Annotated in this window: 25 protein-coding genes and 1 pseudogene; 14 read left to right on the forward strand and 12 right to left on the reverse strand. The window is 70.5% G+C overall.

Annotated features, from left to right (window positions below):
- From AC1DVT_RS06965 to AC1DVT_RS06980, 4 genes and pseudogenes are all read left to right on the forward strand, one after another.
- A pseudogene (locus AC1DVT_RS06965) lies at positions 1–344 on the forward strand (TPM domain-containing protein); the annotation flags it as partial.
- A gap of 78 nt (positions 345–422) precedes the next feature.
- Entirely contained in the window at positions 423–1,184 is a 762-nt protein-coding gene (locus tag AC1DVT_RS06970; RefSeq protein WP_457101376.1) for a PspA/IM30 family protein, read from the forward strand.
- Between the two features lie 106 nt (positions 1,185–1,290).
- Positions 1,291–2,112 carry an arginase family protein gene (locus AC1DVT_RS06975; protein WP_477387660.1) on the forward strand — a complete coding sequence of 274 codons (822 nt, stop codon included), beginning with the start codon at positions 1,291–1,293 and terminating at the stop codon, positions 2,110–2,112.
- Entirely contained in the window at positions 2,109–2,573 is a 465-nt protein-coding gene (locus tag AC1DVT_RS06980; RefSeq protein ID WP_477387662.1) for a Fe-S oxidoreductase, read from the forward strand. Before AC1DVT_RS06975 ends, AC1DVT_RS06980 begins: the two co-directional genes overlap by 4 nt.
- Before the next feature lie 70 nt (positions 2,574–2,643).
- Here the strand turns inward: AC1DVT_RS06980 and AC1DVT_RS06985 are convergent, their stop codons facing one another.
- From AC1DVT_RS06985 to AC1DVT_RS07000, 4 genes are all read right to left on the reverse strand, one after another.
- Positions 2,644–2,988, reverse strand: a complete 345-nt coding sequence (locus AC1DVT_RS06985; protein ID WP_477387664.1) for a hypothetical protein — start codon at positions 2,986–2,988, stop codon at positions 2,644–2,646.
- A 113-nt stretch (positions 2,989–3,101) separates the two neighbouring features.
- On the reverse strand, positions 3,102–3,566 hold the full coding sequence (locus tag AC1DVT_RS06990; RefSeq protein WP_457101372.1) for an SIP domain-containing protein: 465 nt from the start codon (positions 3,564–3,566) through the stop codon (positions 3,102–3,104).
- Positions 3,567–3,644: 78 nt separating this feature from the next.
- Complete coding sequence (locus AC1DVT_RS06995) at positions 3,645–4,361, reverse strand: tyrosine-protein phosphatase (RefSeq protein ID WP_477387666.1); 717 nt, start codon at positions 4,359–4,361, stop codon at positions 3,645–3,647.
- A complete protein-coding gene (locus AC1DVT_RS07000) occupies positions 4,358–4,834 on the reverse strand; it encodes a carboxymuconolactone decarboxylase family protein (protein ID WP_477387668.1) in 477 nt (158 codons plus the stop codon). Before AC1DVT_RS07000 ends, AC1DVT_RS06995 begins: the two co-directional genes overlap by 4 nt.
- 61 nt (positions 4,835–4,895) lie before the next feature.
- Between AC1DVT_RS07000 and AC1DVT_RS07005 the strand changes: the two genes are divergently transcribed.
- The 8 genes from AC1DVT_RS07005 (at position 4,896) to AC1DVT_RS07040 (ending at position 12,576) form a co-directional block, all read left to right on the forward strand.
- The gene (locus AC1DVT_RS07005; RefSeq protein ID WP_477387670.1) at positions 4,896–5,849 is read left to right on the forward strand and encodes an alpha/beta fold hydrolase; all 954 of its coding nucleotides are present in this window, start codon (positions 4,896–4,898) and stop codon (positions 5,847–5,849) included.
- A gap of 129 nt (positions 5,850–5,978) precedes the next feature.
- Positions 5,979–7,496 (forward strand): ABC transporter substrate-binding protein, encoded by a 1,518-nt coding sequence (locus AC1DVT_RS07010; protein WP_477387672.1) that lies wholly within the window; start codon positions 5,979–5,981, stop codon positions 7,494–7,496.
- Positions 7,493–8,446: an ABC transporter permease gene (locus AC1DVT_RS07015; protein WP_457101367.1), complete on the forward strand. Its 954-nt coding sequence runs from the start codon at positions 7,493–7,495 to the stop codon at positions 8,444–8,446. The genes AC1DVT_RS07010 and AC1DVT_RS07015 overlap by 4 nt, the downstream gene beginning before the upstream one ends.
- Positions 8,443–9,390 (forward strand): ABC transporter permease, encoded by a 948-nt coding sequence (locus AC1DVT_RS07020; RefSeq protein WP_477387674.1) that lies wholly within the window; start codon positions 8,443–8,445, stop codon positions 9,388–9,390. The genes AC1DVT_RS07015 and AC1DVT_RS07020 overlap by 4 nt, the downstream gene beginning before the upstream one ends.
- The gene (locus tag AC1DVT_RS07025) at positions 9,387–10,175 is read left to right on the forward strand and encodes an ATP-binding cassette domain-containing protein (RefSeq protein ID WP_477387676.1); all 789 of its coding nucleotides are present in this window, start codon (positions 9,387–9,389) and stop codon (positions 10,173–10,175) included. Before AC1DVT_RS07020 ends, AC1DVT_RS07025 begins: the two co-directional genes overlap by 4 nt.
- Positions 10,172–10,978, forward strand: coding sequence for an ATP-binding cassette domain-containing protein (locus tag AC1DVT_RS07030; protein WP_477387678.1), 807 nt, complete (start codon positions 10,172–10,174; stop codon positions 10,976–10,978). The genes AC1DVT_RS07025 and AC1DVT_RS07030 overlap by 4 nt, the downstream gene beginning before the upstream one ends.
- A gap of 49 nt (positions 10,979–11,027) precedes the next feature.
- Positions 11,028–12,083 (forward strand): M4 family metallopeptidase, encoded by a 1,056-nt coding sequence (locus tag AC1DVT_RS07035; protein WP_477387680.1) that lies wholly within the window; start codon positions 11,028–11,030, stop codon positions 12,081–12,083.
- Positions 12,084–12,189: 106 nt separating this feature from the next.
- Complete coding sequence (locus AC1DVT_RS07040) at positions 12,190–12,576, forward strand: protealysin inhibitor emfourin (RefSeq protein WP_477387682.1); 387 nt, start codon at positions 12,190–12,192, stop codon at positions 12,574–12,576.
- Positions 12,577–12,578: 2 nt separating this feature from the next.
- On the opposite strand, the gene AC1DVT_RS07045 is transcribed toward AC1DVT_RS07040, so the two are convergent.
- The 3 genes from AC1DVT_RS07045 to AC1DVT_RS07055 are packed head-to-tail and all read right to left on the reverse strand — an operon-like array spanning position 12,579 to position 14,686.
- On the reverse strand, positions 12,579–13,190 hold the full coding sequence (locus AC1DVT_RS07045) for an N-acetyltransferase family protein (protein ID WP_477387684.1): 612 nt from the start codon (positions 13,188–13,190) through the stop codon (positions 12,579–12,581).
- A gap of 20 nt (positions 13,191–13,210) precedes the next feature.
- Entirely contained in the window at positions 13,211–13,903 is a 693-nt protein-coding gene (locus AC1DVT_RS07050) for a uracil-DNA glycosylase (RefSeq protein ID WP_477387686.1), read from the reverse strand.
- Positions 13,904–13,909: 6 nt separating this feature from the next.
- The gene (locus tag AC1DVT_RS07055; RefSeq protein WP_477387688.1) at positions 13,910–14,686 is read right to left on the reverse strand and encodes an SDR family oxidoreductase; all 777 of its coding nucleotides are present in this window, start codon (positions 14,684–14,686) and stop codon (positions 13,910–13,912) included.
- Between the two features lie 180 nt (positions 14,687–14,866).
- On the opposite strand from AC1DVT_RS07055, the gene AC1DVT_RS07060 reads away from it, so the two are divergent.
- A complete protein-coding gene (locus AC1DVT_RS07060; protein ID WP_457101358.1) occupies positions 14,867–16,189 on the forward strand; it encodes a bifunctional o-acetylhomoserine/o-acetylserine sulfhydrylase in 1,323 nt (440 codons plus the stop codon).
- A gap of 70 nt (positions 16,190–16,259) precedes the next feature.
- On the opposite strand, the gene AC1DVT_RS07065 is transcribed toward AC1DVT_RS07060, so the two are convergent.
- Complete coding sequence (locus AC1DVT_RS07065; protein ID WP_477387690.1) at positions 16,260–17,198, reverse strand: hypothetical protein; 939 nt, start codon at positions 17,196–17,198, stop codon at positions 16,260–16,262.
- A gap of 117 nt (positions 17,199–17,315) precedes the next feature.
- Here AC1DVT_RS07065 and metX point away from each other — a divergent pair, with 117 nt between their 5' ends.
- Positions 17,316–18,530, forward strand: a complete 1,215-nt coding sequence (metX, locus tag AC1DVT_RS07070; RefSeq protein ID WP_477387692.1) for a homoserine O-acetyltransferase MetX — start codon at positions 17,316–17,318, stop codon at positions 18,528–18,530.
- Between the two features lie 57 nt (positions 18,531–18,587).
- Here the strand turns inward: metX and AC1DVT_RS07075 are convergent, their stop codons facing one another.
- The 4 genes from AC1DVT_RS07075 to AC1DVT_RS07090 all read right to left on the reverse strand — a co-directional run bounded on the left by AC1DVT_RS07075 (position 18,588) and on the right by AC1DVT_RS07090 (position 22,310).
- A complete protein-coding gene (locus AC1DVT_RS07075; RefSeq protein ID WP_477387694.1) occupies positions 18,588–19,367 on the reverse strand; it encodes an NUDIX hydrolase in 780 nt (259 codons plus the stop codon).
- 57 nt (positions 19,368–19,424) lie between these two features.
- Positions 19,425–20,642 (reverse strand): MFS transporter, encoded by a 1,218-nt coding sequence (locus AC1DVT_RS07080; protein WP_477387696.1) that lies wholly within the window; start codon positions 20,640–20,642, stop codon positions 19,425–19,427.
- A gap of 85 nt (positions 20,643–20,727) precedes the next feature.
- Positions 20,728–21,069, reverse strand: coding sequence for a thiamine-binding protein (locus AC1DVT_RS07085; RefSeq protein ID WP_457101353.1), 342 nt, complete (start codon positions 21,067–21,069; stop codon positions 20,728–20,730).
- Between the two features lie 17 nt (positions 21,070–21,086).
- Positions 21,087–22,310, reverse strand: coding sequence for a hypothetical protein (locus AC1DVT_RS07090; RefSeq protein WP_477387698.1), 1,224 nt, complete (start codon positions 22,308–22,310; stop codon positions 21,087–21,089).
- Positions 22,311–22,487 lie beyond the last annotated feature (177 nt).

Consider the following 22,487-nt stretch of genomic DNA (forward strand, 5'->3'; position numbering starts at 1 on the left):
CCACGGATCCGGCGCGCGCGCTGCAGTACGCGCAGCGCGCCGACCAGCTCTCCGCCGAGGCCATCCGGCTCGCACAGGACGATGTGGGCTCGTTCGGGGGCGGCACCGCCGGATTCGGCCCGGGCGGGGGCCAGGGTGGGTCGTCCGGCGGCGGGATGCTCGGCGCCATCCTCGGAGGCATCGTCCTGAACTCCGTCCTCGGCGGCGGCTCGTCCGGCGGCGGGTTCCCCGGCGGCGGATTCGGCGGGGGCTCGCGCTCCGGCGCGACCTTCAACCCCGGTTTCAACCCGGGCAGCTTCGGCGGCGGCGGCACCCGGTCCCGCCGAGGGGGTGGTCGGTTCTGACCACCCCGATCGCGCATCCCCCCGCTCCACCACTTCACCATCCCGCTTCACCACGACTCCGATAGGAAGGAAGAACCGATGGCCAAACAGTCCATCCTGGGTCGCATCTCGACCCTCGTCCGCGCGAACATCAACGCGCTCCTGGATTCCGCCGAGGATCCCCAGAAGCTGCTCGACCAGCTCGTGCGCGACTACACGAACAGCATCGCCGAGGCGGAGTCGGCGATCGCCGAGACCATCGGCAACCTGCGACTGCTCGAACGCGACCACCAGGAGGACATGCAGTCCGCCTCCGACTGGGGCAGCAAGGCGATCGCGGCGAGCCGCAAGGCCGACCAGCTGCGCGGGTCCGGGAGTACTGCGGACGCCGACAAGTTCGACAACCTCGCCAAGATCGCCATTCAGCGGCAGATCGAGGCCGAGAAGCAGGCGAAGACCGCGGAGCCGACGATCGCCTCGCAGACCCAGGTCGTCGATCAGCTCAAGAGCGGCCTGAACGGCATGAAGGTCAAGCTCGACCAGCTGAAGTCGAAGCGGTCCGAGCTGCTGGCCCGTGCGAAGACAGCGGAAGCGCAGATCAAGGTCCACGACGCCGTCAAGTCGATCGACGTCCTGGACCCCACCAGCGAGCTCGGGCGCTTCGAAGACAAGATCCGGCGCCAGGAGGCGCTCGCCCAGGGCAAGCAGGAGCTGGCGGCGTCGAGCCTCGATGCGCAGTTCAACTCGCTCGACGACATGGGTGAGCTCACCGAGGTCGAAGCGCGCCTCGCCGCCCTCAAGTCGGGGGCGACGCCCGCGCAGGCGGCGATCGACGCGCCTAGCGTCCCGTACACGCCGTAGCGGAGGATGCCTTCGCTGATCGGGCGCCGCTCCCCCGGGTGCGGCGCCCGACCACTTATCCGTGCGTGCGTATGCGACCGCTCGGTCGCGGGAGGAAGATGAGGGAATGACCCGTTATCTCGTGGTTCCGCAATGGCAGGGCAGTCCCTCATCGCGGGCGATGCAGCTCATCGACGGAGCGCAGGCCATCGCCGGCGACCTGCCGCGGTCGGCGACCACGATCCTCGAGGTGCCGATGGAGGCCGGCGAGTCGCTGGGCACCGGCATCCATCGCCTCAGCGCCCTGCAGCACACCTACACGCTCGTCGAGGCCGCGCTCTCCGGGCATGACGAGGCGGTCCTAACCGTGGGTGGCGACTGCGGGATCGCGCTGGCACCGATCGCGTGGGCGGTGCGGCGCTCCCCCGAGCTCGCGGTGGTGTGGATCGACGCGCATCCCGACCTCAACACGCCGGAGTCGTCGCCGTCCGGAGCCTTCTCGGGCATGGTGCTGCGGGCCGTCCTGGGTGACGGCGACCCGGGGCTTTCACTAGAGGCCGGGGCGGTGGCACCCGGTCGAGTCGTGGTGGTGGGAGCGCGCTCGTTCGACGACGCCGAAGACGAGGCCGTGCAGGCGATGGGGATCACGACGGTGTCGGTCGAAGACCTCCGGGATCCCGATGCTCTGGCTGCGGCCGTGCGGGCGACCGGCGCGGACAGCATCTACATCCACGTCGACGTCGACGCGCTGGATCCGGCCGAGCTCGCCGGCAACGCGCACCCGGAGCCCTTCGGCTTCGCCCTCGCCGAGCTCACCGCCGCCATCGCCCGACTGCGCGCCGACCTCCCCCTCGTGGGCGCCTCGCTGGCCGGCTACTCGCCGGCATCTGCAAGCGCCGCGGATGACGACCTGGGAGCCATCCTGCGGATCATCGGGGCGCTCGCATGAGTCCCATCCGTATGCCCCCGCCGGGCTGGCGGGCCGAAGCCGACCGCGCCCTCGCGCGCGGCCGACGCATCGACCGCATCATTCCGAGCTTTCTCCTGGACTCCCCTCTCAGTCACGCCGGGTACCTCTACGGCACGACCGTCGGGTGGATCTGGGGGTCCATCTGGAGCACCGGGCGGGTCGAGAAGCGCGCGGGGCTGTGGATCTTCCGCGGCATGCCGGGCTGGGCGTTCCCGCGCGGCGGGACGTGCACGGGCGGGTGCTTCCTCACCGGCGACGACCCGGTCACCGACCGGCTGCTGCGCCACGAAGCCGTGCACAAGCGTCAATGGGAGCACTACGGCTTCCTCATGCCCGTGCTCTATCTGCTGGCCGGGCGCAATCCGCTGCGCAACCGCTTCGAGATCGAAGCCGGACTCGAGAACGGCAACTACATCCCGCGCGGGTTGAGCGTCGACTGAGCGCGCGAGGCGGCGTGGTCGAAGCGGACTTCAACCACGCCGCCGTGTCAGATCCGAACGTCTGTCACTATCACTCGCCGCCGACGTGAGGATTGCACCCCCACGTGAATGTGAAGGTGGTGCCATCGGGATTGTGGACGGTCACCAAGACCTCCGCGGCACCCCGCACGCTCTTCGCGGTGATGAAGCCGGTGGCGTTCTTCTGGTGACCCCAGTTCTGGACGTTGCCGGGCCCCGCGGTGGTGCCGGGCTCTGAGCCGTCCTGGAGCCCGGAGTAGACGCAGGCCGACTTCGCGTGCGCAGGACCCCCGGTGGGGTCTCCGTTGCCGTTGATCTCGCCCGCGAACGCGCCGCCCCCCGAGCCGAGTACGAGAACGGCCCCCACGGCCATCCCCAGCAGAATGTTCTTCCGCATTTTCTTCCCCCTGTTCATCGCAAGACGAGCACCATTGCCCGTCGGCACACATCGAACTCCCACTCGGGCCCGAATACAAGGGGCGGCGTGGGGGTGGGGGAAGAGCAGGTCGCTCAGCGCGCGGTCGCGAGTCCGTACTGCTCAGGGGCGTGGATCGAGGAGGCCGCGACGCCGTTGCGCGTCGTGAGGTGGTCGACGATGTCGGCGGTGCCGAGGTATCCGCCCAGCAGATGGATGCGCGTCTCGTCGTCCGGGGCGCAGAGCATCTCGTCGGCCCACGCCGTCACGGCACGTGCCAGCGCCTGACCGGGTGCGCACGCGCGGCCCGTGCCCGGGTCGCCGCTGCGCACCGAGCGGTCGAGCCAGGTGACGACCATGCGCGCCGGAGCCTGGACGACCCCGTGCCAGGAGGCATCCGGAATCTCGATGAACACGCGACCGGTCGAGCAGATCGGCAGGGTCGCCAGCAGCGCCTCGAGGTCGGCGAGCGACGACTCGTCTGCCGTGATCAGATGCTGCACCCGCGTGTGCCGCGAGGCGCGGCATGCGGATGCATTGTGCTCGGTGGTGTGGGACATGTCGTCACCACTATAGCGCGAAGGTAGGGTTGCCTAACCTTTGTGAACCTGTGCGTCCTCCCTCAAACGGACCGACGATCACGCGATGAGCACGCGGCGCAGTTCGACGATCTCGTCGTCCGTCACTCCGTGCGCGCGCAGGTAGTCGGCAGCCGAGCCGTAGCTCGCGATGAGGTCGGCCAGCATCCGCTCCATCACCGGCGCAGGCGACCGGCAGGCGAGATCCTCGAGGTTCCGCGCCCCCGGGTGCAGGGTGCGCAGCCGGGTGAGCACGTCGCGGTTGCGCTGTTCGGGCAGCAGCGACTCGGTGCGGGCGTAGTCGGCGACGMCGGCGCCCGGGTCCACTCCAGCGGCGGCGAGCGCGAGCCCCACCGTCACTCCGGTACGGTCCTTGCCCACGGTGCAGTGCACCAGCACCGGCTGGTCGACCAGGATTCCTCGGATGACGGAGACCACCGCCGGCGCGGATTCCTCGAGGATCCGCGCGTACATCTCGTCGAGGGTCAGATCGTCCGCGAAGAATGACCCCACCGAGCCGAGGAACAGCGGCACGCGCTGCACCTGGATCGCCAGCCCGTCGATCCGGCTGGGCGCATGCGCGACTTCGTCATCGGCGCGCAGGTCGATGATCCGCCGCACACCGAGGTCTCTGAGGGCCGCGGTGCCCGAATCTTCGAGCCGGGCCAGATTCCCCGAGCGGAACAGCACACCGAAGCGCGTGCTCCGGGGTCCCGCCGGCAGGCCGCCGACGTCACGCAGGTTGACCGCGCCCGGAACGAGCGGATCGGCGATCATGCCTCGGGCGCCCGCCGAGGCGGCACCGGATACCGGCCCGCGATCGCGATCCGGTTGAAGGCGTTGATCGAGACCAGGATCCAGCTCAGGGCCACGTACTCCTGCTCGGTGAGCACCCCGCCGACGTGGTCGTAGACCTCGTCGGCGACCCCGCCGTCGTGGATGAACGTGAACGCCTCGGTCAGCTCGAGCGCCGCCCGCTCGCGCTCGGTGAATACGCCCGATTCCTGCCACGTGGGCAACTGGGCGATGACGTCGGCGTCCAGGCCGATCTTCACCGCACGGTCGACATGAACCCGCACGCAGAAGGCGCAGCCGTTGAGCTGCGACGCGTGGATCTGCACGAGTTCCTTCAGCCTCGCGTCGATGCCGGCCTCGGCCGCGATGGCGCCCACGGACTTCGAGAAGACGTCGAGCGTCTGGTAGGCCTCCGGGGCGGAGCGGGAGAGGTGCACGCGTCGTTCTTCGCTCATCCCGCCAGCCTATCCAGGGGCCCGGCGCGGGGGGCTCGCGCCGACGAGGCAGAATAGCCGGGTGAGTGACGCCACCGACGAGTTCTCCTTCCTGCCCGCGCAGGCCGCCGACGCCGGGATCCCCGGCCCCCTCCTCCGGGGCGAGCGCCTCTTCCTCACCCTCCCCGACGGGCGGACCCTGAGCGCCCTGCGGTACGCGCCGGCGGGCGTGGAGTCCGCCGCTCCGACCGTGACGCTGCTGCACGGCGCCGGGCTCAACGCCCACACCTGGGACACGACGATCCTCGCCGCCGGGGTGCCCGCGCTGGCGATCGACCTGCCCGGGCACGGCGACTCGTCGTGGCGCGACGACCTCGCGTACACCGGCGGGACGCTCGCCCCGGACGTCATCGCCGGCATCGAGGCGTGGACCGACCGCCCGCAGCTGCTCGTCGGTCAGTCCCTGGGCGGCCTCACCGCTGCGGCGGTCGCGGCATCCCGTCCCGATCTCGTACGAGAGCTCGTCATCGTCGACATCACCCCGGGCATCGACCCGAACGGCGGTCCCGCCGAACTCGGCGCGTTCTTCTCCGGCCCCACGGATTGGGCATCGCGCGACGAACTCGTCGATCGGGCGCTTGCGTTCGGACTCGGCGGATCGCGCACCGCCGCCGAGCGAGGGGTCTTCCACAACTCCCGTGTCCGCGAAGACGGCCGCGTCGAGTGGAAGCACCACTTCGCCCGGCTCGCGAACGCGATGGCCGCGGCGCCCGAACTGGCCGCCGCCGCCGCTGCGCAGCAGGATGCCCTCCGATCGGTGCTTTCCCAGAGCGGGTGGACCGACCTCGCCGGCGTCCAGGCGCCGACGACGCTGCTGCGCGGCACGCGCGGCTATGTGACGGTGGCGGATGCCGAGCAGTTCCAGGAGCGGGTGCCCGCGGCATCCGTCATCGACGTGGCGTCCGGTCACAACGTCCAGGAGGAGATCCCCGCCGAACTGGGGAAACTGCTCGGAGACCTCGCCGGGAAGGGTTAACACTTGTGTTTCGTTCTGCGTAGCGCAGGCGTCACCCACGGTCCGCCTTCCCTAGGCTGGCTGACGCACCGGATCGCGTCCGCCGCCCGCCGGACCTCCTCCATCGTGTGCCCCTCCGAAAGGACCCCCATGCTCCGCCGTACCGCCCTCGCCGCCTCGGCCCTGCTCGCCGCCGGCGCGCTCATGCTCACCGCCTGCAGCGGCAGCCCGAGTGCCAGCCCCAGCGCAACCGGCGAGCCCGATCCGAACGCCACGGTGACGGTAGGCCTCGTGCTCGAGCCGGAGAACCTCGATATCCGCCACACGAGCGGTGCGGCCCTCGAACAGCTCCTGATCGACAACATCTACCAGGGACTCGTCACGCGGGACTCTGCGAACGACAACGCGATCGTGTCCGCGCTCGCATCGGAGTGGAGCGTCTCCGACGACGGGCTGACCTACACCTTCACGCTCAATGAGGGCGTCACGTTCCACGACGGCACCGCGCTGACCGCGAACGACGTGGTGACGTCGTACACGCAGGTCAAGGATGACGAGACGCTGCAGGGGCACGCCGACTTCGCCGGGGTCACGTCGATCGCGAGCCCGGATGCCTCGACCATCGTCATCACGCTCACCGAGCCGAACATCAACTTCCTGTTCGCCCTCACCGGTCGCGCCGGCCTGGTCTTCAAGACGGGCGACACCACCGATCTGAAGACCGCGGAGAACGGCACCGGTCCGTTCCTGCTGAGTGAGTGGAACCAGGGCGACAGCGTCGTCCTGGAGCGCAACGACGACTACTGGGGAGACAAGGCCGCCGCCAAGGAGATCGTGCTCCAGTACATCCCCGACTTCACGGCCGGCGTCAACGCGGCGCTCGACGGCACGCTCGATGTGCTCACCGCCGTCGAGCCGAACCTGGCGTCGCAGCTCGACGAGGAGAGCGGCTTCACGCTCACCGAGGGCCGCACCACCGACAAGGGCACGCTCGCATTCAACAACACGCGTGCGCCGCTCGACGACATCCGCGTGCGTGAGGCGCTTCGTCTCGCGATCGACCATGAGGCGCTCATCGAGGCCGTCGGCGGGGCCACGACGCTCTACGGCCCGATCCCCGAGCTCGACCCCGGCTACGAGGACCTCTCGGATGTCATCAGCTACGACCCGGAGAAGGCGAAGGCGCTGCTGAAGGAGGCCGGCCAGGAGGATCTCGAACTGACGCTGACGATCCCGTCGTTCTATCCCACGACCACCGCGACGTTCCTGGTCTCGGCCTTCAACGACATCGGAGTGACGCTCAAGGTCGAACCAGTGGAGTTCTCGACCTGGCTCGATGACGTCTACACCAACCACGACTACGAGCTGAGCTTCGTGCTCCACGTCGAGGCGCGTGACTTCGACAACTTCGCGAACCCCGACTACTACTTCCAGTACGACAATCCCGAGGTGCAGACTCTGTACAAGCAGGCGATGACCAGCACCGACGAGGACAAGTCGGACAGTCTGCTCAAGGAGGCCGCTCGCATCGTGTCCGAGGACATGGCCGCCGATTGGCTCTACAACGGGGTCACCATCACCGCGGTCGGAACCGGCATCACCGGCTTCCCGAAGGACTCGGTCAACGTGCGACTCGACCTCACTGACGTGGCCTCGTCGAACGGGTGATCCGCTATGCGCTGACACGACTGGCCCTGCTGCTGGTGGGGCTGCTCGTCGCCAGCGTCCTGATCTTCCTCACGCTGCGCGTGCTGCCCGGGGATGTCGCCCAGCTGATCGCCGGCACCGAGGGCACCCCGGGGCAGGTCGCGGCGATCCGCGAGGAGATGGGCCTCAACCGCCCCCTGATCGCGCAGTACCTGGACTGGATCGGCGGTGTGCTGCGGGGTGACCTCGGCACGTCGCTCATCACCGGCTCGCCCGTGGCGTCCGAGATCGCGGACAAGGCGCGGGTCACGGTGCCCCTGGGCATCCTCGCGCTGACGATCGCCGTCGTGTTCGCGGTCCCGCTCGGGGTCGTGTCGGCGATGCGGCGCCGGCACGCCGTCGGAACGGGCATCAGCGTCACGTCGCAGACCCTCGCCGCCGTGCCGGTCGTGTGGGCGGGCATGATGCTCGTCGTCGTGTTCGCCGTGTGGCTCGGCTGGCTCCCGGCCCAGGGATTTCCGCGCACCGGCTGGTCGACCCCGTGGCTCGCGCTGCGCTCTCTGCTGCTGCCAGCGATCACGATCGGAATCGTCGAAGGTGCGATGCTGATGCGGTTCGTCCGCAGCGCGACGCTCCAGGCGGTCGGTCAGGACTATGTGCGCACCGCGGCTGCGAAGGGCCTCACGCGGAATGCGGCTCTCGTCCGCCACGGCCTGCCCGGCGTCGGACTGTCGGTCATCACCGTGCTCGGGCTTCAGGTCGCGGGCATCATCGTGGGGGCCGTCGTGATCGAACAGCTGTTCTCGCTGCCCGGGATCGGGCGGATGCTCGTCGCCGACGTCGGCTCACGCGACCTTCCCAAAGTGCAGGGCGAGCTGCTCGTCCTCACCGGCTTCGTGCTCTTCGTGGGGTTCTTCGTCGACCTGCTGCACCGCGTGATCGATCCGCGGCAACGGGAGGTGGCGCAATGAGCGGACGAGCGGATGCCGCGGCCCCGCCGCCCGCGGGCGGCTCAGTTCGGCGGCGCAGGAGCTGGCTGCGCCGACTGTGGGCGATCTCGACGGGTCGCTTCGGGCTCATCGTGATCGCGGTCATCATCCTGACCGCGATCGTCTCGCTGTTCTGGACGCCCTTCGACCCCAAGTCGGTCGACATCCGCAACCGCTGGCAGGGGCCCGGGTGGCCGCACGCGCTCGGAACCGACGGGACGGGCCGCGACATCCTGAGCCTGATCATCGCGGGTTCTCGCACGACGATCATCGTCGCCGTCGGGGCGGGGATCATCGCGACAGTCGTGGGCATCTCGCTCGCCGCGCTCGGGGCCCTCACCGCCCGCTGGGTGCGCGAGTCGGTCGCCGTGTTCGTGGACATCCTCATCGCCTTTCCGGTGCTCATCATCGCGATGATGATCTCCGCGGTGTGGGGCGGCTCCCTCCTCGTCGTCATCTGGTCGGTCGGGATCGGCTTCGGCGTCAACATCGCGCGCGTCACGCGCCCCGAGCTGCGCCGCGTGCTGCACAGCGACTTCGTGCTGGCCGGCCGTGCGTCGGGCCTGACCCCGTCCCAGAACCTCCTGCGGCACCTGCTCCCGAACGTCGCGCCGGTGTTCATCGTGCAGCTCTCCTGGGCCATGGCCGTCGCGGTCCTCGCCGAGGCGGGCCTGTCCTACCTCGGCTTCGGCGCCCCCGTCACCGAACCCTCGTGGGGACTCCTCCTGGCCGAGCTGCAGCAGTACATCGCGATCTACCCGCTCTCGGTCGTGCCTCCGGGAGTCGCGATCACCGTGACGGTGCTGGCGCTGAACCTGCTGGGCGATGCGCTCCGCGAGGCGACCGACCCGACCCTGTCGCACGGCCGGGACCCACTGCATCGCCCACGTACGGCGATCCGGCACCTGCCGGAGGTGGTCTCGTGACCCTCGAGGTGGACAACCTCATCGTCGAGATCGATGGCCGCCGCGTCGTGGACGGCGTCTCGTTCTCGGTGCCCGACGGCGCACGGGTGGGCCTCATCGGCGAATCCGGCTCGGGCAAGTCGCTGACGGCCCTCGCGGTGCTCGGCCTGCTCCCCGACGGCGCGACGGCCGACGGGTCCATCCGCTGGAACGGGCGCGAGCTGCTCGGAATGCCCGATCGCGAGCTCGCTCAGCTGCGCGGCGACGAGATCGGCATCATCTTCCAGGAACCGCAGACCGCACTCAATCCCATCCGCACGGTCGGCCGGCAGATCGCCGAATCGGTGCGGATCCACGAGCGGGTCAGCCGCGCGCAGGCCAGGCAGCGCGCCGTCGCCGAGGCCGCGCGCGTCGCCCTCCCCGACCCCGAGCGCATCGTCGCGAGCTATCCCCACCAGCTCTCCGGCGGGCAGCGGCAGCGGGTCGCGATCGCGATGGCGCTCGCCTGCCGCCCGCGCCTCCTGATCGCCGACGAGCCCACGACGGCGCTCGACGTGACCATCCAGTCCGAGATCCTCGACCTGCTTCGCTCCCTGGTCGACGAGGACGGCATGTCGCTCGTCTTCATCACGCACGACCTCGCGGTGCTCGCGCGGATCGCGACGCACGGCGTCGTGCTTGCCGACGGCCGCGTCGTCGAGGAGGCTCCCGTCGCGACCCTGCTGACCGCTCCGGAGTCGCCGGTGACCCGGGAGCTGCTGCGCGATGCGACCGCCACCCTGTGGCGCCCGGGGGGTGTCGCATGAGTGCCACTCCGCTCCTCCGCGGTCGCGGACTCACCCGCAGCTACCCGGTGCCGAAGACCACCATGTTCGAGCGCCGCCGCTCGCTCACCGCCCTCCAGGATGCCGACATCGACATCGAGGCCGGCTCGGCCGTGGGCATCATCGGCGAGTCGGGATCCGGCAAGTCGACGCTGGTGCGACTGCTCCTCGCCCTGGACACCCCGACCGCGGGCACCGTCGAATTCGACGGACGGCGGGTGGATGCCGCGGCCGCGGCCCGCGACCTGCACTGGCTGCGCCGCGACACCGGGATGGTGTTCCAGGACCCGTACGCGTCGCTCGACCCCCGCATGAGCGTCGGAAGGATCGTCGGCGAGCCGCTGTGGGCACTGGGGATCGAGGGCGACCGGCGGGCGCGGGTGCGCGAGGTGCTCGTCGAGGTGGGTCTGGAGCCAGAGATGGCGAACCGGTTCCCGCACGAGTTCTCCGGGGGCCAGCGCCAGCGCATCGCGATCGCTCGGGCGATCGCGCATCGGCCGCGGCTGCTCGTGGGCGACGAGCCGCTGTCGGCGCTGGACGTCACCGTGCGGGCGCAGATCCTCGAGCTGCTCGCCGAGCTGCGCGCGCGGGATGGGCTGACGCTCCTGCTCGTCTCGCACGACATCGGCGTGGTGCAGAACCTGTGCGATCAGGTGATCGTCATGAAGGACGGACGCATCGTCGAAGAGGGTCCGACCGAGAAGGTGCTGCTCGAGCCGCAGGTCGCGTACACGAGACGACTGCTCGCGTCGATCCCGGCCATCGATGGCGGCGCCGCCGGCTGAGGCGACACGCCTCCGGCCCGATGTCGCGGTGCGGCATTAGCCTCGGACCATGATGCACGCGTTCGTCCCTCCGTACCTCCTGGCCCGGATCGCTGCCGTCCGCGAGCCGGAATTCCAGCACGCGGCCGCGGCGGCGCGTGCCACGCTCGCAGCCCCGCGCCCCTACCATCCGGGGCGCAGCAACCTGGAGCTGTCGATCGACGAGTCCGGCGCGCTCGTGGCCGAAGCGGTGCCTGCCCCCGACCGGACGATCTTCGACGCGAAGAACCGCGAGACCCTCCCGGGTGTGCGGGTACGCGGCGAAGACGACCCGGCGAGCGGCGACGCCTCGGTCGATGAGGCCTTCGACGGGCTGGGCGCGACCTTCGACTTCTACTGGGACGCCTACCAGCGCAATGGGATCGACGGCGCCGGCGGCGCGCTGCTGGCGACGGTGCACTACGGCAAGGACTACGACAACGCCTTCTGGAACGGCGAGCGGATGGTGTTCGGCGACGGCGACGACGAGGTCTTCACCGGCTTCACGAAGTCGCTCACGGTGATCGCGCATGAGCTCACCCATGGAGTCACCGAGCACGAGGGCGGCCTCGTCTACCAGGGCCAGTCCGGTGCCCTCAACGAATCCCTCTCCGACGTCTTCGGCTGCCTCACCGAGCAGCATCAGCTCGGACAGACCGCCGATGAGGCCAGCTGGCTGGTCGGCGCCGGGATCTTCACGGATGCCGTGCAGGGCCGGGCCCTGCGCTCGATGATCGAGCCGGGCACGGCCTACGACGACGACGTGCTCGGCCGCGACCCGCAGCCGGCGAACATGAGCGGCTATGTCGTGACGGGCGGCGACAACGGGGGTGTGCACATCAACTCCGGCATCCCGAACCGCGCCTTCGCCCTCGCCGCCGTTGAGCTGGGCGGTCGCGCCTGGGAGCGGGCCGGACTGGTCTGGTACCGCACGCTCACGTCCGGCTCACTGTCGCGCACCGCCAACTTCGCAGCCTTCGCCGCAGCCACGATCCGCGCCGCCGGGGCGGAGTTCGGCGCCACCTCCGCCGAGGTGTCCGCCGTGCGCTCGGGCTGGAAGACCGTCGGGGTCACCCCGGCCGGGTGACGGACTCCCTGGGCGCCGCCCGCGCGACGCCTGTCCCCGCGCGGAACGGCTTGGTATCGTCACGATGAGCGACCGCCACCCGACCCGGCGCGAGCGAGGACTGACGATGGACAGCGACAGCATGGGCGATCCCGTCCACGTCACCGTCGTCGTCACACGGACGGGCGGCATCGCGGGGCTGCGGCGCCAGTGGCAGGTCGACTCGCGCGGCGACGAGGCATCCGAATGGGTCGCGCTGATCGAGGAGTGCCCCTGGTCGCGCGCGGCATCGCGCGAATCAGGCGCCGACCGCTTCGCGTGGTCGATCGTCGCGCTGCTCGGGCCGGATCGGCACGACGCCGAACTCTCCGACGATCAGATCGACGGGCCCTGGGCGATCCTGGTCGAGGCCGTGCGCACCCGCGGCGCGCCGGTCCGCCCCGCGCCACGACCCACACCCTCGCCCGCGCCTTCGCCCGCAGAGCCGGAAGGGCCCGCTGAGCGGACGGAGTGACGTCAGCGCCCGAAGAAACCGCGCTTCTTGACGGGCTTGAGGTGCTTCTGCAGGTAGATCGTGCCGAGCCAGCGACCGAACTTGAAGCCGACCTTGCCCATGCGGCCGACCTCGACGAAGCCCAGCCGCTCGTGCAGGGCGACGGATGCCTCGGCCCCCTTGTCGCTGATGACAGCGACCATCTCGCGGATGCCCACCTCTTGGCACGCGGTCATCAGCGCCTCGAGCAGGGCGCGGCCCAGGCCTTTTCCGGTCGCCGCCTGGCCGAGGTAGATCGAGTTCTCCACCGAATAGCGATAGGCCGTCTTCGACGACATCGGCTGCACCAGGGCGTACCCGAGGATCTGGCCGGTCGGCGACTCGGCGACGAGGAACGGCATCTTGAGCTTCGCCAGGTGCTCGACCTTGTCGCGCCACTGCGCGAGCGTCCAGCGCTTCTCGTCGAACGTGACCACCGAGTTCGTCACGTAGTAGTTGTAGATCTCGCGGATGTCCGGGATGTCGCGGTCCTGCACCGGGCGGATGGTGAACGAGAACGGGCGCTCAGGCTCCGGGGCCTTGCGCAGGTGCCACGGCAGCAGCCGTTTCGTCTTCTCGTACTCCTCCTCCAGCATGCCGACAAGCCTACGCGGGGTCAGTCCGGGAGCCGCCAGTCGACGGCTTCGGCGCCCTGCGCTGCGAGCAGCTCGCCTGCCCGTGAGAACGGGCGAGAGCCGAAGAAGCCGCGGCTCGCGGACAGCGGCGACGGGTGCGCCGACTCGATGATCGGCACCGAGCCCAGCATCGGACGCAGGTTCGCGGCATCCCTCCCCCACAGAATCGCCACGAGCGGGCCGCCGCGCACGACGAGGGTGCGGATCGCATGCTCGGTGACCTTCTCCCACCCCCAGCCGCGATGGGATGCCGGCAGCCCGGGCGCCACAGTGAGCACCCGGTTGAGCAGCATGACGCCCTGATCGCTCCACGCCGAGAGGTCGCCGTGCGAGGCACGAGGGATGCCGAGATCGGCGTCGAGCTCCTGGTAGATGTTCGAGAGGCTCCGCGGGAGCGGACGCACGTGTCGGTCGACGGCGAACGACAGCCCGATCGGATGCCCCGGCGTCGGATACGGATCCTGGCCGACGATCAGCACCTTGACGTCGGCGAGGGGGCGCTGGAAGGCGCGCAGCACGACGTCGCCGGCCGGCAGGTAGCCCCGGCCCTCGGCCACCTCGGCGCGCAGGCGATCGCCGAGGGCTGCGAGGTCCGGCGCGACCGGGGCGAGCGCGTCCGCCCAGCCGGCATCCACCATCCCCGCCTCGGCGAGCTCGGGCAGTGACATGGGCATGGCGGATTACATGCCGCGCGGGTGCAGCGGTCCGCGTGCGAGCAGGTGCTGGGCCGACTGCGCGACCGGCCGCATCGTGATGAGGTCGAGGTTGACGTGTCCGGGGGCGTTGAGCGCGTACGCGATCACATCGGCGACATCCCCGGCGGTGAGCGGCGCTTCGACATCCTCGTAGACCTTGTCGACCGCGTTCTGGTCGCCGCCGAGCCGGTTGAGGGTGAACTCCTCGGTGAAGACCATCCCCGGGGCGACCTCGACGACCCGGATGGGCTCGCCGTTGAGCTCGAGCCGCAGGGCGTGCGCCAGCATGGCCTCGCCGGCCTTGGCCGCGTTGTACCCCGCCCCGCCCGGGTAGGCAGTCTGTGCCGCGRTCGAGGTGACGAAGAGGATGTCGGCGTGGCCGTCGGACGCCGCGGCCCGCAGCCGGGGCAGGAGGGCGGCGACCAGCCGCTGTGCGGCGAGGACGTTGACCTCGAACATCCACCGCCAGTCCTCGGGGTCGCCGTCTTCGACCCGGTCAGCGCCACGGGCGCCGCCGGCTACCTGCACGAGCGCGTGAACGGGCCCGGACTCGTCGAGCCACGCGGCGAGCGCATCGACGTCCGCGCTGCTGGTCAGATCGGCGGCGAACGCGACGACACCCGTCTCTGCCTGGAGAGCCTCGAGCCGGTCGGCCCGCCGTGCGACGGCGACGACGTCCCAGCCGCTCGCCCGCAGCGCCCTCGCGGTCGCCTCTCCGATTCCTGAGCTCGCCCCGGTCACCACTGCGCGTCGATCAGCCATGTGCTCCACGGTACCGCCGCGGCGCCACTCGGCTCGCCCTGGTTCGGTGCCGTTCCCACGGCCGGCGCAGGGAACCCGAGGTTACGTCGCATTTCCCTCTCGTTGTCGAGCGCGCCCGACCTCCGTACCCTCGAACTGGCCGCGATCTGCGCGGCACCCCCGACTACTGCAGGAGCCTTCATGTCCGCACCCGAGAACTGGCGTTTCGAGACCAAGCAGATCCACTCGGGCGCACAGCCCGATCCGGTGACCAAGGCTCGCGCGACGCCGATCTACCAGACGACGTCCTACGTCTTCGACAACACCGACCACGCCGCGAACCTCTTCGCGCTGGCGGAGTTCGGCAACATCTACACCCGCATCCAGAACCCGACCCAGGATGTCGTCGAGCAGCGGCTCGCCGCGCTCGAGGGCGGCACCGGCGCACTCCTGGTCGCGTCCGGCCAGGCCGCTGAGACCTTCGCGGTGCTCAACATCGCCCAGGCCGGTGACCACATCGTCTCGTCGAGCTCCATCTACGGCGGCACCTACAACCTCTTCAAGTACACCCTCGCGAAGCTGGGCATCGAGACGACGTTCGTCGAGAACCAGGACGACCCCGACGAGTGGCGCCGCGCGGTGCGACCGAACACGAAGCTCTTCTTCGCCGAGACCATCGGCAACCCGAAGATCAACGTCCTCGACATCCGCAGCGTCGCCGACGTCGCGCACGCCGCCGGCATCCCGCTCATCGTCGACAACACGATCGCCACCCCGTACCTCATCAAGCCGTTCGAGCACGGCGCCGACATCGTCGTCCACTCGGCGACGAAGTTCCTCGGCGGTCACGGCACGGTCATCGGCGGCATCATCGTCGACGGCGGCACGTTCAAGTGGTCCGAGAACGTCGACAAGTTCCCCGGCCTCACGGTGCCCGACCCCTCGTACCACGGCGCGAGCTACACGGCCGCTGTCGGCGACGGACTGGCCTACATCATCAAGGCCCGCGTCCAACTGCTGCGCGACTTCGGCGCCGCCATCGCGCCGCACAGCGCGTGGCTGCTCATCCAGGGCCTCGAGACCCTGTCGCTGCGCATCGAGCGCCACGTGCAGAACACCCAGGAGATCGCCGAGTGGCTTGAGAACCACGACGACATCGCCTCGGTGAACTACTCGGGCCTGCCCAGCTCGCCTTGGTACGCGGCCGCGAACAAGTACGCCCCGAAGGGCGTCGGCGCCGTCGTGTCGTTCGAGCTCAAGGGCGGGGTCGAGGCTGGTCGCGAGTTCGTCAACAGCCTGACGCTGTTCAGCCACCTGGCGAACATCGGCGACGTGCGCTCGCTCGTCATCCACCCCGCGTCGACGACCCACTCGCAGCTGACCCCCGAGCAGCAGCTCACGACCGGTGTGACCCCCGGTCTCGTGCGCCTCTCGGTCGGCCTCGAGAACATCGAAGACCTCAAGGCCGACCTCGAGCAGGCGCTCGCGGCCGCCCGTCGCGTCAGCGAGGCTGCGCGCGCGTAACTCCCCTGCAAGGGAACGGATGCCCCGGCCCAGCGTCATCGAGACGCTGAGCCGGGGCATCCGGCGTTGGTCAGCCCGCGGAGTCCCACCACCGCAGCAGGCGAAGCGCACGAAGGGTGACCCAGCGACTGGGGAACCCTTCGCCCTCGGCCTCCAGCTCGAACAGCACCGGTCCCCCGTGCGCGTTCTCATAGGCGAACATGCCGTTGGCGTCGGCCTTCGACCGCAGCAGGCCGATCGCGTCGGCGAGCCGCTCATCGCGGCGTTCCGCTGCGCGGAAGTAGTCGAGGCCACGGAGGATGTCGTGGAACCAGCGCGTCGGATACGACAGCATCGTCATCCGCGGGTCGGCGATCTCGCCCGTCGATCGGCGGCGGTAGAGCCCGCGCTCGAGCAGGTACTCCTCGGCGGTCGCGCGCGCGGCGTGCGAGGCATCCGTTCCACCGGTCGCCGCCTCCCACTCGCGGAGGCCCTCGAGCACGCAGATGGTGGAGTGGAAGGACGAGACTGTCGACTGGTCCGTCCAGCAGTTCCACCCGCCGTCGTTGAGCCGGCCGGCCAGGATGGTCCCGACGATCCGATCGACCGGCTGCCCGAAGTAGGCGCCGATCGCAAGGGCGATGCCGTTGATGCACGGCTCGGCCTCGCCGTCGAAGTACGGCGCGTCGTTGTACTCCCAGCGGACGTTGTCGCGCACGAGCCCGATCGCGCGCTGAGCCTGCGGACTGTCGGGGGCCAGGCCGTACTCCCACAGCGACTGCAGCGAGAAGTGCGTGGCCGTCCACGCGTCGAAGAAGGGCCGCTCCTCATCTGCCCAGCCTGGCCGGTAGGTGCCGCCGTCCCAGCGGCCGTCGTCGGCCTGCTCGGCGAGCATCCGGGCGCCCCACCCCTCGGTGGCGACCCGCGCCCGCTCGGCCGCGACCTCGTCGGGTGCGGCATCCGTAAGATCGCGCAGCACCTGCCAGCGGATGGCAGGGTCGCCCTGGAGGAGATAGTCGATGACGTCCATGCCACGCATGCTAGACCGGTGCGCGGACAGCGGCACCGGCTCTTACGGTGGTGCGGTGGAACCCCTCGCAGACGTAACAGTGGGCTACCGCTCAGTCCGACCGGCGAGAATGGGCCAATGGACTGGCAGACCTCCGAAGACACCGTGCCGTCGGCACCGGTGACGGAGGCCGACGCGCGCCTGCTCCTGGGCCGCCCGCCCGCCACCGGCGCATGGCGGGACGGCGACCCGGTCGGCGACCGCCAGTTCGCGGCCTTCGGCCCATTCCGCACCGAAGGCGGCCGGGAGCTGCCCGCCTACCGGCTCGCGTACGAGACCTGGGGCGAGCTCAATGCCGCCCGCGACAACGCGGTGCTGGTCCTGCACGCCCTCACGGGCGACAGCCACGTGCGCGGACCGGCCGGGCCGGGGCATCCGACCGCCGGCTGGTGGGATGACATCGTCGGACCGGGCGCGCCCATCGACACCGATCAGTGGTTCGTCGTTGCTCCCAACATGCTGGGCGGATGCCAGGGCTCGACCGGTGCGGCCAGCATCGCGCCCGACGGCTACGAGTGGGCGTCGCGCTTCCCCTATCTGACGATCCGCGATCAGGTCGCCGCACAGGTGCGCCTCGCGGACGCGCTCGGCATCGATGTGTGGGCCGCGGTGCTCGGCGGCTCGATGGGCGGCATGCACGCCCTGGAGTGGGCCGTCGGACTGCCCGACCGGGTTGCGCGGGTGGGCGTGCTCTCGGCGCCGCCGGTGAACACGGCCGACCAGATCGCCCTCAATTCCGTGCAGCTCGAAGCGATCCAGATCGATCCGCGCTTCCAGGGCGGCGAGTACTACGACTCCGGCGACGGCGACGGCCCGCACCGCGGCCTCGCGCTCGCGCGGCGCATGGCGCTGCTGAACTACCGCAGCCCGACCGAGCTCAATCAGCGGTTCCAGCGCTCCTGGCAGTCCGGCGTGAGCCCGCTCGGACACGGCGGCCGCTTCGCCGTCGCGTCGTACCTCGACTTCCACGGCAACCGCTTCACCCGCCGCTTCGACGCGAACACCTACCTCACCCTCGTCGAGGCGATGAACTCGCACGACGTCGGCCGGGATCGCGGCGGAGTCGAGGATGCCCTCGCCCGGGTGACGGCGACGGCGCTCGTGCTCGGCATCGACAGCGACCGCCTGTTCCCCATCGACGGGCAGCACCGCATCGCGCGCAGCATCCCTCGGGCCCTCGACGGCGACCGCGCCGTCGTGCTCGCGAGCGACTTCGGCCACGACGGGTTCCTCATCGAGACCCTCGCGGTCGGCATACACCTCCGCCGGCTCCTCGCCGCACGCGCGGGCTGACCGCCCGTCTCCCCGCGCACCGCATCCGCGCCACTCCCCGACATCCGCTGCGCCAGCTCAGCTCGTGCGGGTGTAGATCCAAGGCAGTGCGCCGACCTCCAGCCGATGGCGAGCGGATGATTCGACGCCGGGAATCTCGGATGCCTCGGCCGCGGCATCCGTGTCGTATTCCGCGTCTTCCTGCCAGAGCAGCATCGGACCGGTCGGCACGCGCCGCGCCACGGTCTCGAAGCGGTGGACGCCGGCGAGGCGGATCGCGCCGAGCAGCGCGGCGGCATCCGGCTGCGTGCTGAGACCGTGGAGGGTGATCCAGGTGGGCGGGTACAGCGTCACCTCGCCGCGGGCGTGCCGCTCCAGGAGCTCGCCGGGCCGCACCCAGTCGGCGGCAACGGCTTCGTCGGCCGAGAGGGCGAGCTCCCCCACGGGCGCGGGCGCGGCGAAGAACCAGGTGCGGATCCGCAGGGGCAGTCCCGGCGGCGGGTCCCAGCAGGAGAGGGTCACCAGGCCGCCCTCGTCGAGGGTGAGGCCGGTCTCCTCCCAGGTCTCGCGGACGCCCGCGCGGCGGGCGACCTGCTCCTCGGTTTCGTCCTCATCGCCCGCATCCGCGGGATCCAGCTTGCCGCCGGGGAACACCCACGCGCCGGCGAACGAGCCGCGGTCGGGGCGCTCGATCATGAGCACCTCGGGGCCGGCCGGGCCGTCCCGCACGATCACGACGGTCGCGGCGACCGGAATGCCGGGGTCGGTGCCGTCACCGGGGAGGCGGGGTCGCGAGTCGCCGACCGCGTCGGCGAGGGCGCGCACGGCGCGGTCTGCAGACGAGGGGATCTCCGACATCGCCCCAGCCTACGCACGGGGTGAAGGCGCCCGGTCGCGCAGCAAGCCCGATCCGGCTCAGGCGAGGGCGAGCGCCGGGCGCCGGTCGAACGAGAAGCTGAGCACCGCGATGCCGAGCCCGGCGAGTGCGAGGGCGACCCCGATCCAGGCGGGGGCGACGTAGCCCCACCCGATCGCGATGACCATGCCGCCGAGGAAGGCGCCGAGGCTGTTGCCCATGTTCAGCGCCGAGTGGTTGAGGGCCGCGGCGATCGACTGGTTGTCGCCCGCGACATCCATCAGCCGCGTCTGGATGCTGGGGCTCAGCACCGACGAGACCAGCCCGGTCAGGAAGACGAAGAATCCGATCGCCCAGATCCACTGCGCCGTCACGGCGAGCAGGGCGAGCACGATCGCGAGCGCGATGAGCCCCCCGATCATCGTGCGGCGGAGGTCCAGGTCGGCGAGGTAGCCGCCGGCCAGGTTGCCGATGGTCATGCCGATGCCCATCAGCACGAGGATCATCGGCACCACCCATGCCGCAGATCCCGACACTTCGGTGATCATCGGTGCGACATAGCTGTAGACCGCGAAGAAGCCGCCGAACCCGATCGCGCCGATGCCGAGGGTGAGCCAGACCTGCCCGACGCGGAAGACCTTGAGCTCCTCGCGAATGGTGCGCACCGGATCGCCGGCGTGCGCGGGGACGAAGATCGCGATGCACACGGTGGCGGCCGCGAAGATGCCTGCGACGATCATGAAGGCCGTGCGCCAGCCGGTCTGCTGGCCGAGGTAGGTGCCGAGCGGCACGCCCACGACGTTGGCCACGGTCAGGCCGGTGAGCACGAAGGCTACACCCTTCGCCCGTTTGCCCGGCCCCAGCACATCGGCCGCGACGAGGGCGCCGATGCCGAAGTACGCGCCGTGCGGGAGGCCCGCGAGGAACCGGGACGCGGCGACCAGTTCGAACGTCGGCAGCACGAAGGTGAGCGCGTTGAAGAGCGTGAGCGCGACCGCGAGCCCGACCATCACGCGGTGCCGCGGGTACTTCGCCACCACGGCGGCGATCGTTGGTGCTCCGATGACCACGCCGAGCGCATACAGCGAGATGAGCCACCCGGTCTGCGCGATCGCCGACTCGGGGTCGGTCGCCCACTGGATCGGCAGCAGATCCTGCGCGATGTCCGGCAGCAGGCCCATGACCACGAATTCGGTCATGCCGATGCCGAAGCTGCCGACGGCGAGCGAGAGGAGCGCCCCCATCGCCGCCCCCCTCGAGAGAGTCGAGGAGGTCATCCGGTCATGCTAGCCCGGGACGAGGCATCCTGTCGAATCGATTCGAGGGATCCCCCGAACCCCCTGCGCGGAGGGAGGGATGCCGCTACTCGTCGTCGTCGGCCGGACCATCGCCGTCAGCACCGGCGGACGCGAGGGCCGTTTCGAGGCGGTCGATCTTCGCGTCGAGCTCGCCCGTCCAGCCTGGACGGATGTCGGCCTTGAGGACGAGCGAGACGCGCGAGCCGAACGGGGCCACGGCCTCGGTCGCCCGCTTGACGACATCCATCACCTCGTCCCACTCCCCCTCGATCTCGGTGAACATCGAGGTGGTGCGCGATGGCAGGCCGCTGTCGCGGACGACGCGCACGGCGGCGGCGACCGCATCATGGACCGAGCCGTCCGAGCGGCCGGTGCCGCTGGGGGCGACCGAGAAGGCGACGAGCATGGAGTCCTCCTGGAGGGTCAGCGCACCGCCGCGCCGGTGCGGCGGGCGTGCACGTGCGGATGGATGCGGACGCGCGCGAGCCGGACGACGACCCACACGAAGAGAACCGCGAGCAGGGCGTTGCGGGTGGTCAGCAGCGCCGCCGGGAACGGCTCGGCGAGCAGCAGTCCCCAGTAGGCCAGCGGATAGACCGCAAAGGTGAGGATCGCGATCACGAGTCCGAGCGTCGCCGGCCTCCACCAGCGATGCCGATCGATGACCAGCGCGACCACGAGCGGTGCGGCCAGCCATGTCATGTACTGCGGCGAGCCGACCTTGTTGAACAGGATGAACGCGAGCACGAGCCCCAGCCCGAGCGGCGGGAACAGCGCGGCGAAGCTGGCCCCGCGCCACGCCTTGTACGCGCCCAGCCCCGCGACCGCGAGGACGGCGACGGCGAGCAGCGGCGTCATCACCGCGATGAGCGGGTTCACCTGCGGGCCCGTCACCTGGAAGGTCAGCAGCTTGTCGTCGTAGTAGATGAACGACCCAGGGATGTGGGCGACCGCTCGCCAGAGGTAGAAGGTGCTCACCGGCGCCTCCAGCTGCAGCCCGCGCCCGGTCTGATCCATGACGAAGCCGAAGACGTGGGCGCCGCCGCCCGCGACGACCACGACGAGAATGATCGCCGCCGAGACGAGCGCAGCGCTCGCGACCACGGCCAGCCGGCGGCGCACCGCGATGACGGCGGCGAGGATGATGGCGGCGGGCCAGACCTTGATCCAGGTGGCCGCGGCGAGCAGGGCCGAGCCGATCCACGGGCGGCCGACCAGCCAGAGACTTCCGGCGAGGGTGAGCGGCACGGTGATGCCGTCGAGCCGATACATCCCTATCGGTCCGAGCATCGCGATGAAGGCGAGCCAGAACCACGCCCCGACCCAGCGACCGGTGGAACGTGCCCGCCCGACGAGCATCGCGAACGCCAGCGCGTCGCACAGGGTGATGAGGATCGCCCAGCCGACTTCGTAGCCGGCGATCCAGGCGAAGCCGTGGGCGAGCACCATCGGCACGAGGGCGAGCTGAGGGTAGACCCAGGCCTCGGTGATCCCGACGATCCCTCGGCCGCCCAGCGCCTGCAGCGACCACGGCTCGTACACCCGGTATACGTCGCCCATCGGCTCGTTGCGCAGGACGAACCCGAGCACCGCGACGGCGATATGCACAAGGGCGAACGCGACCCAGAGCACCGCCCGCCTCGACACCCTCCCCATCCTAGGCGGCGGTATTCGCGGAGACGGATGCCGCAGCCGCGACCGTCAGGCGATCGCGAGCGCTTCGGCCACCGCCCGCGGCAGCCCCTCGGCGACGTCGAGCGCCGTGATCGGGCCGCCGCCCCGCGCCGCACTGGCGAGCGCGCCGGCCCGGCCGTGCAGCCATAC

Source organism: Microbacterium sp. P2_F9, assembly GCF_056403635.1.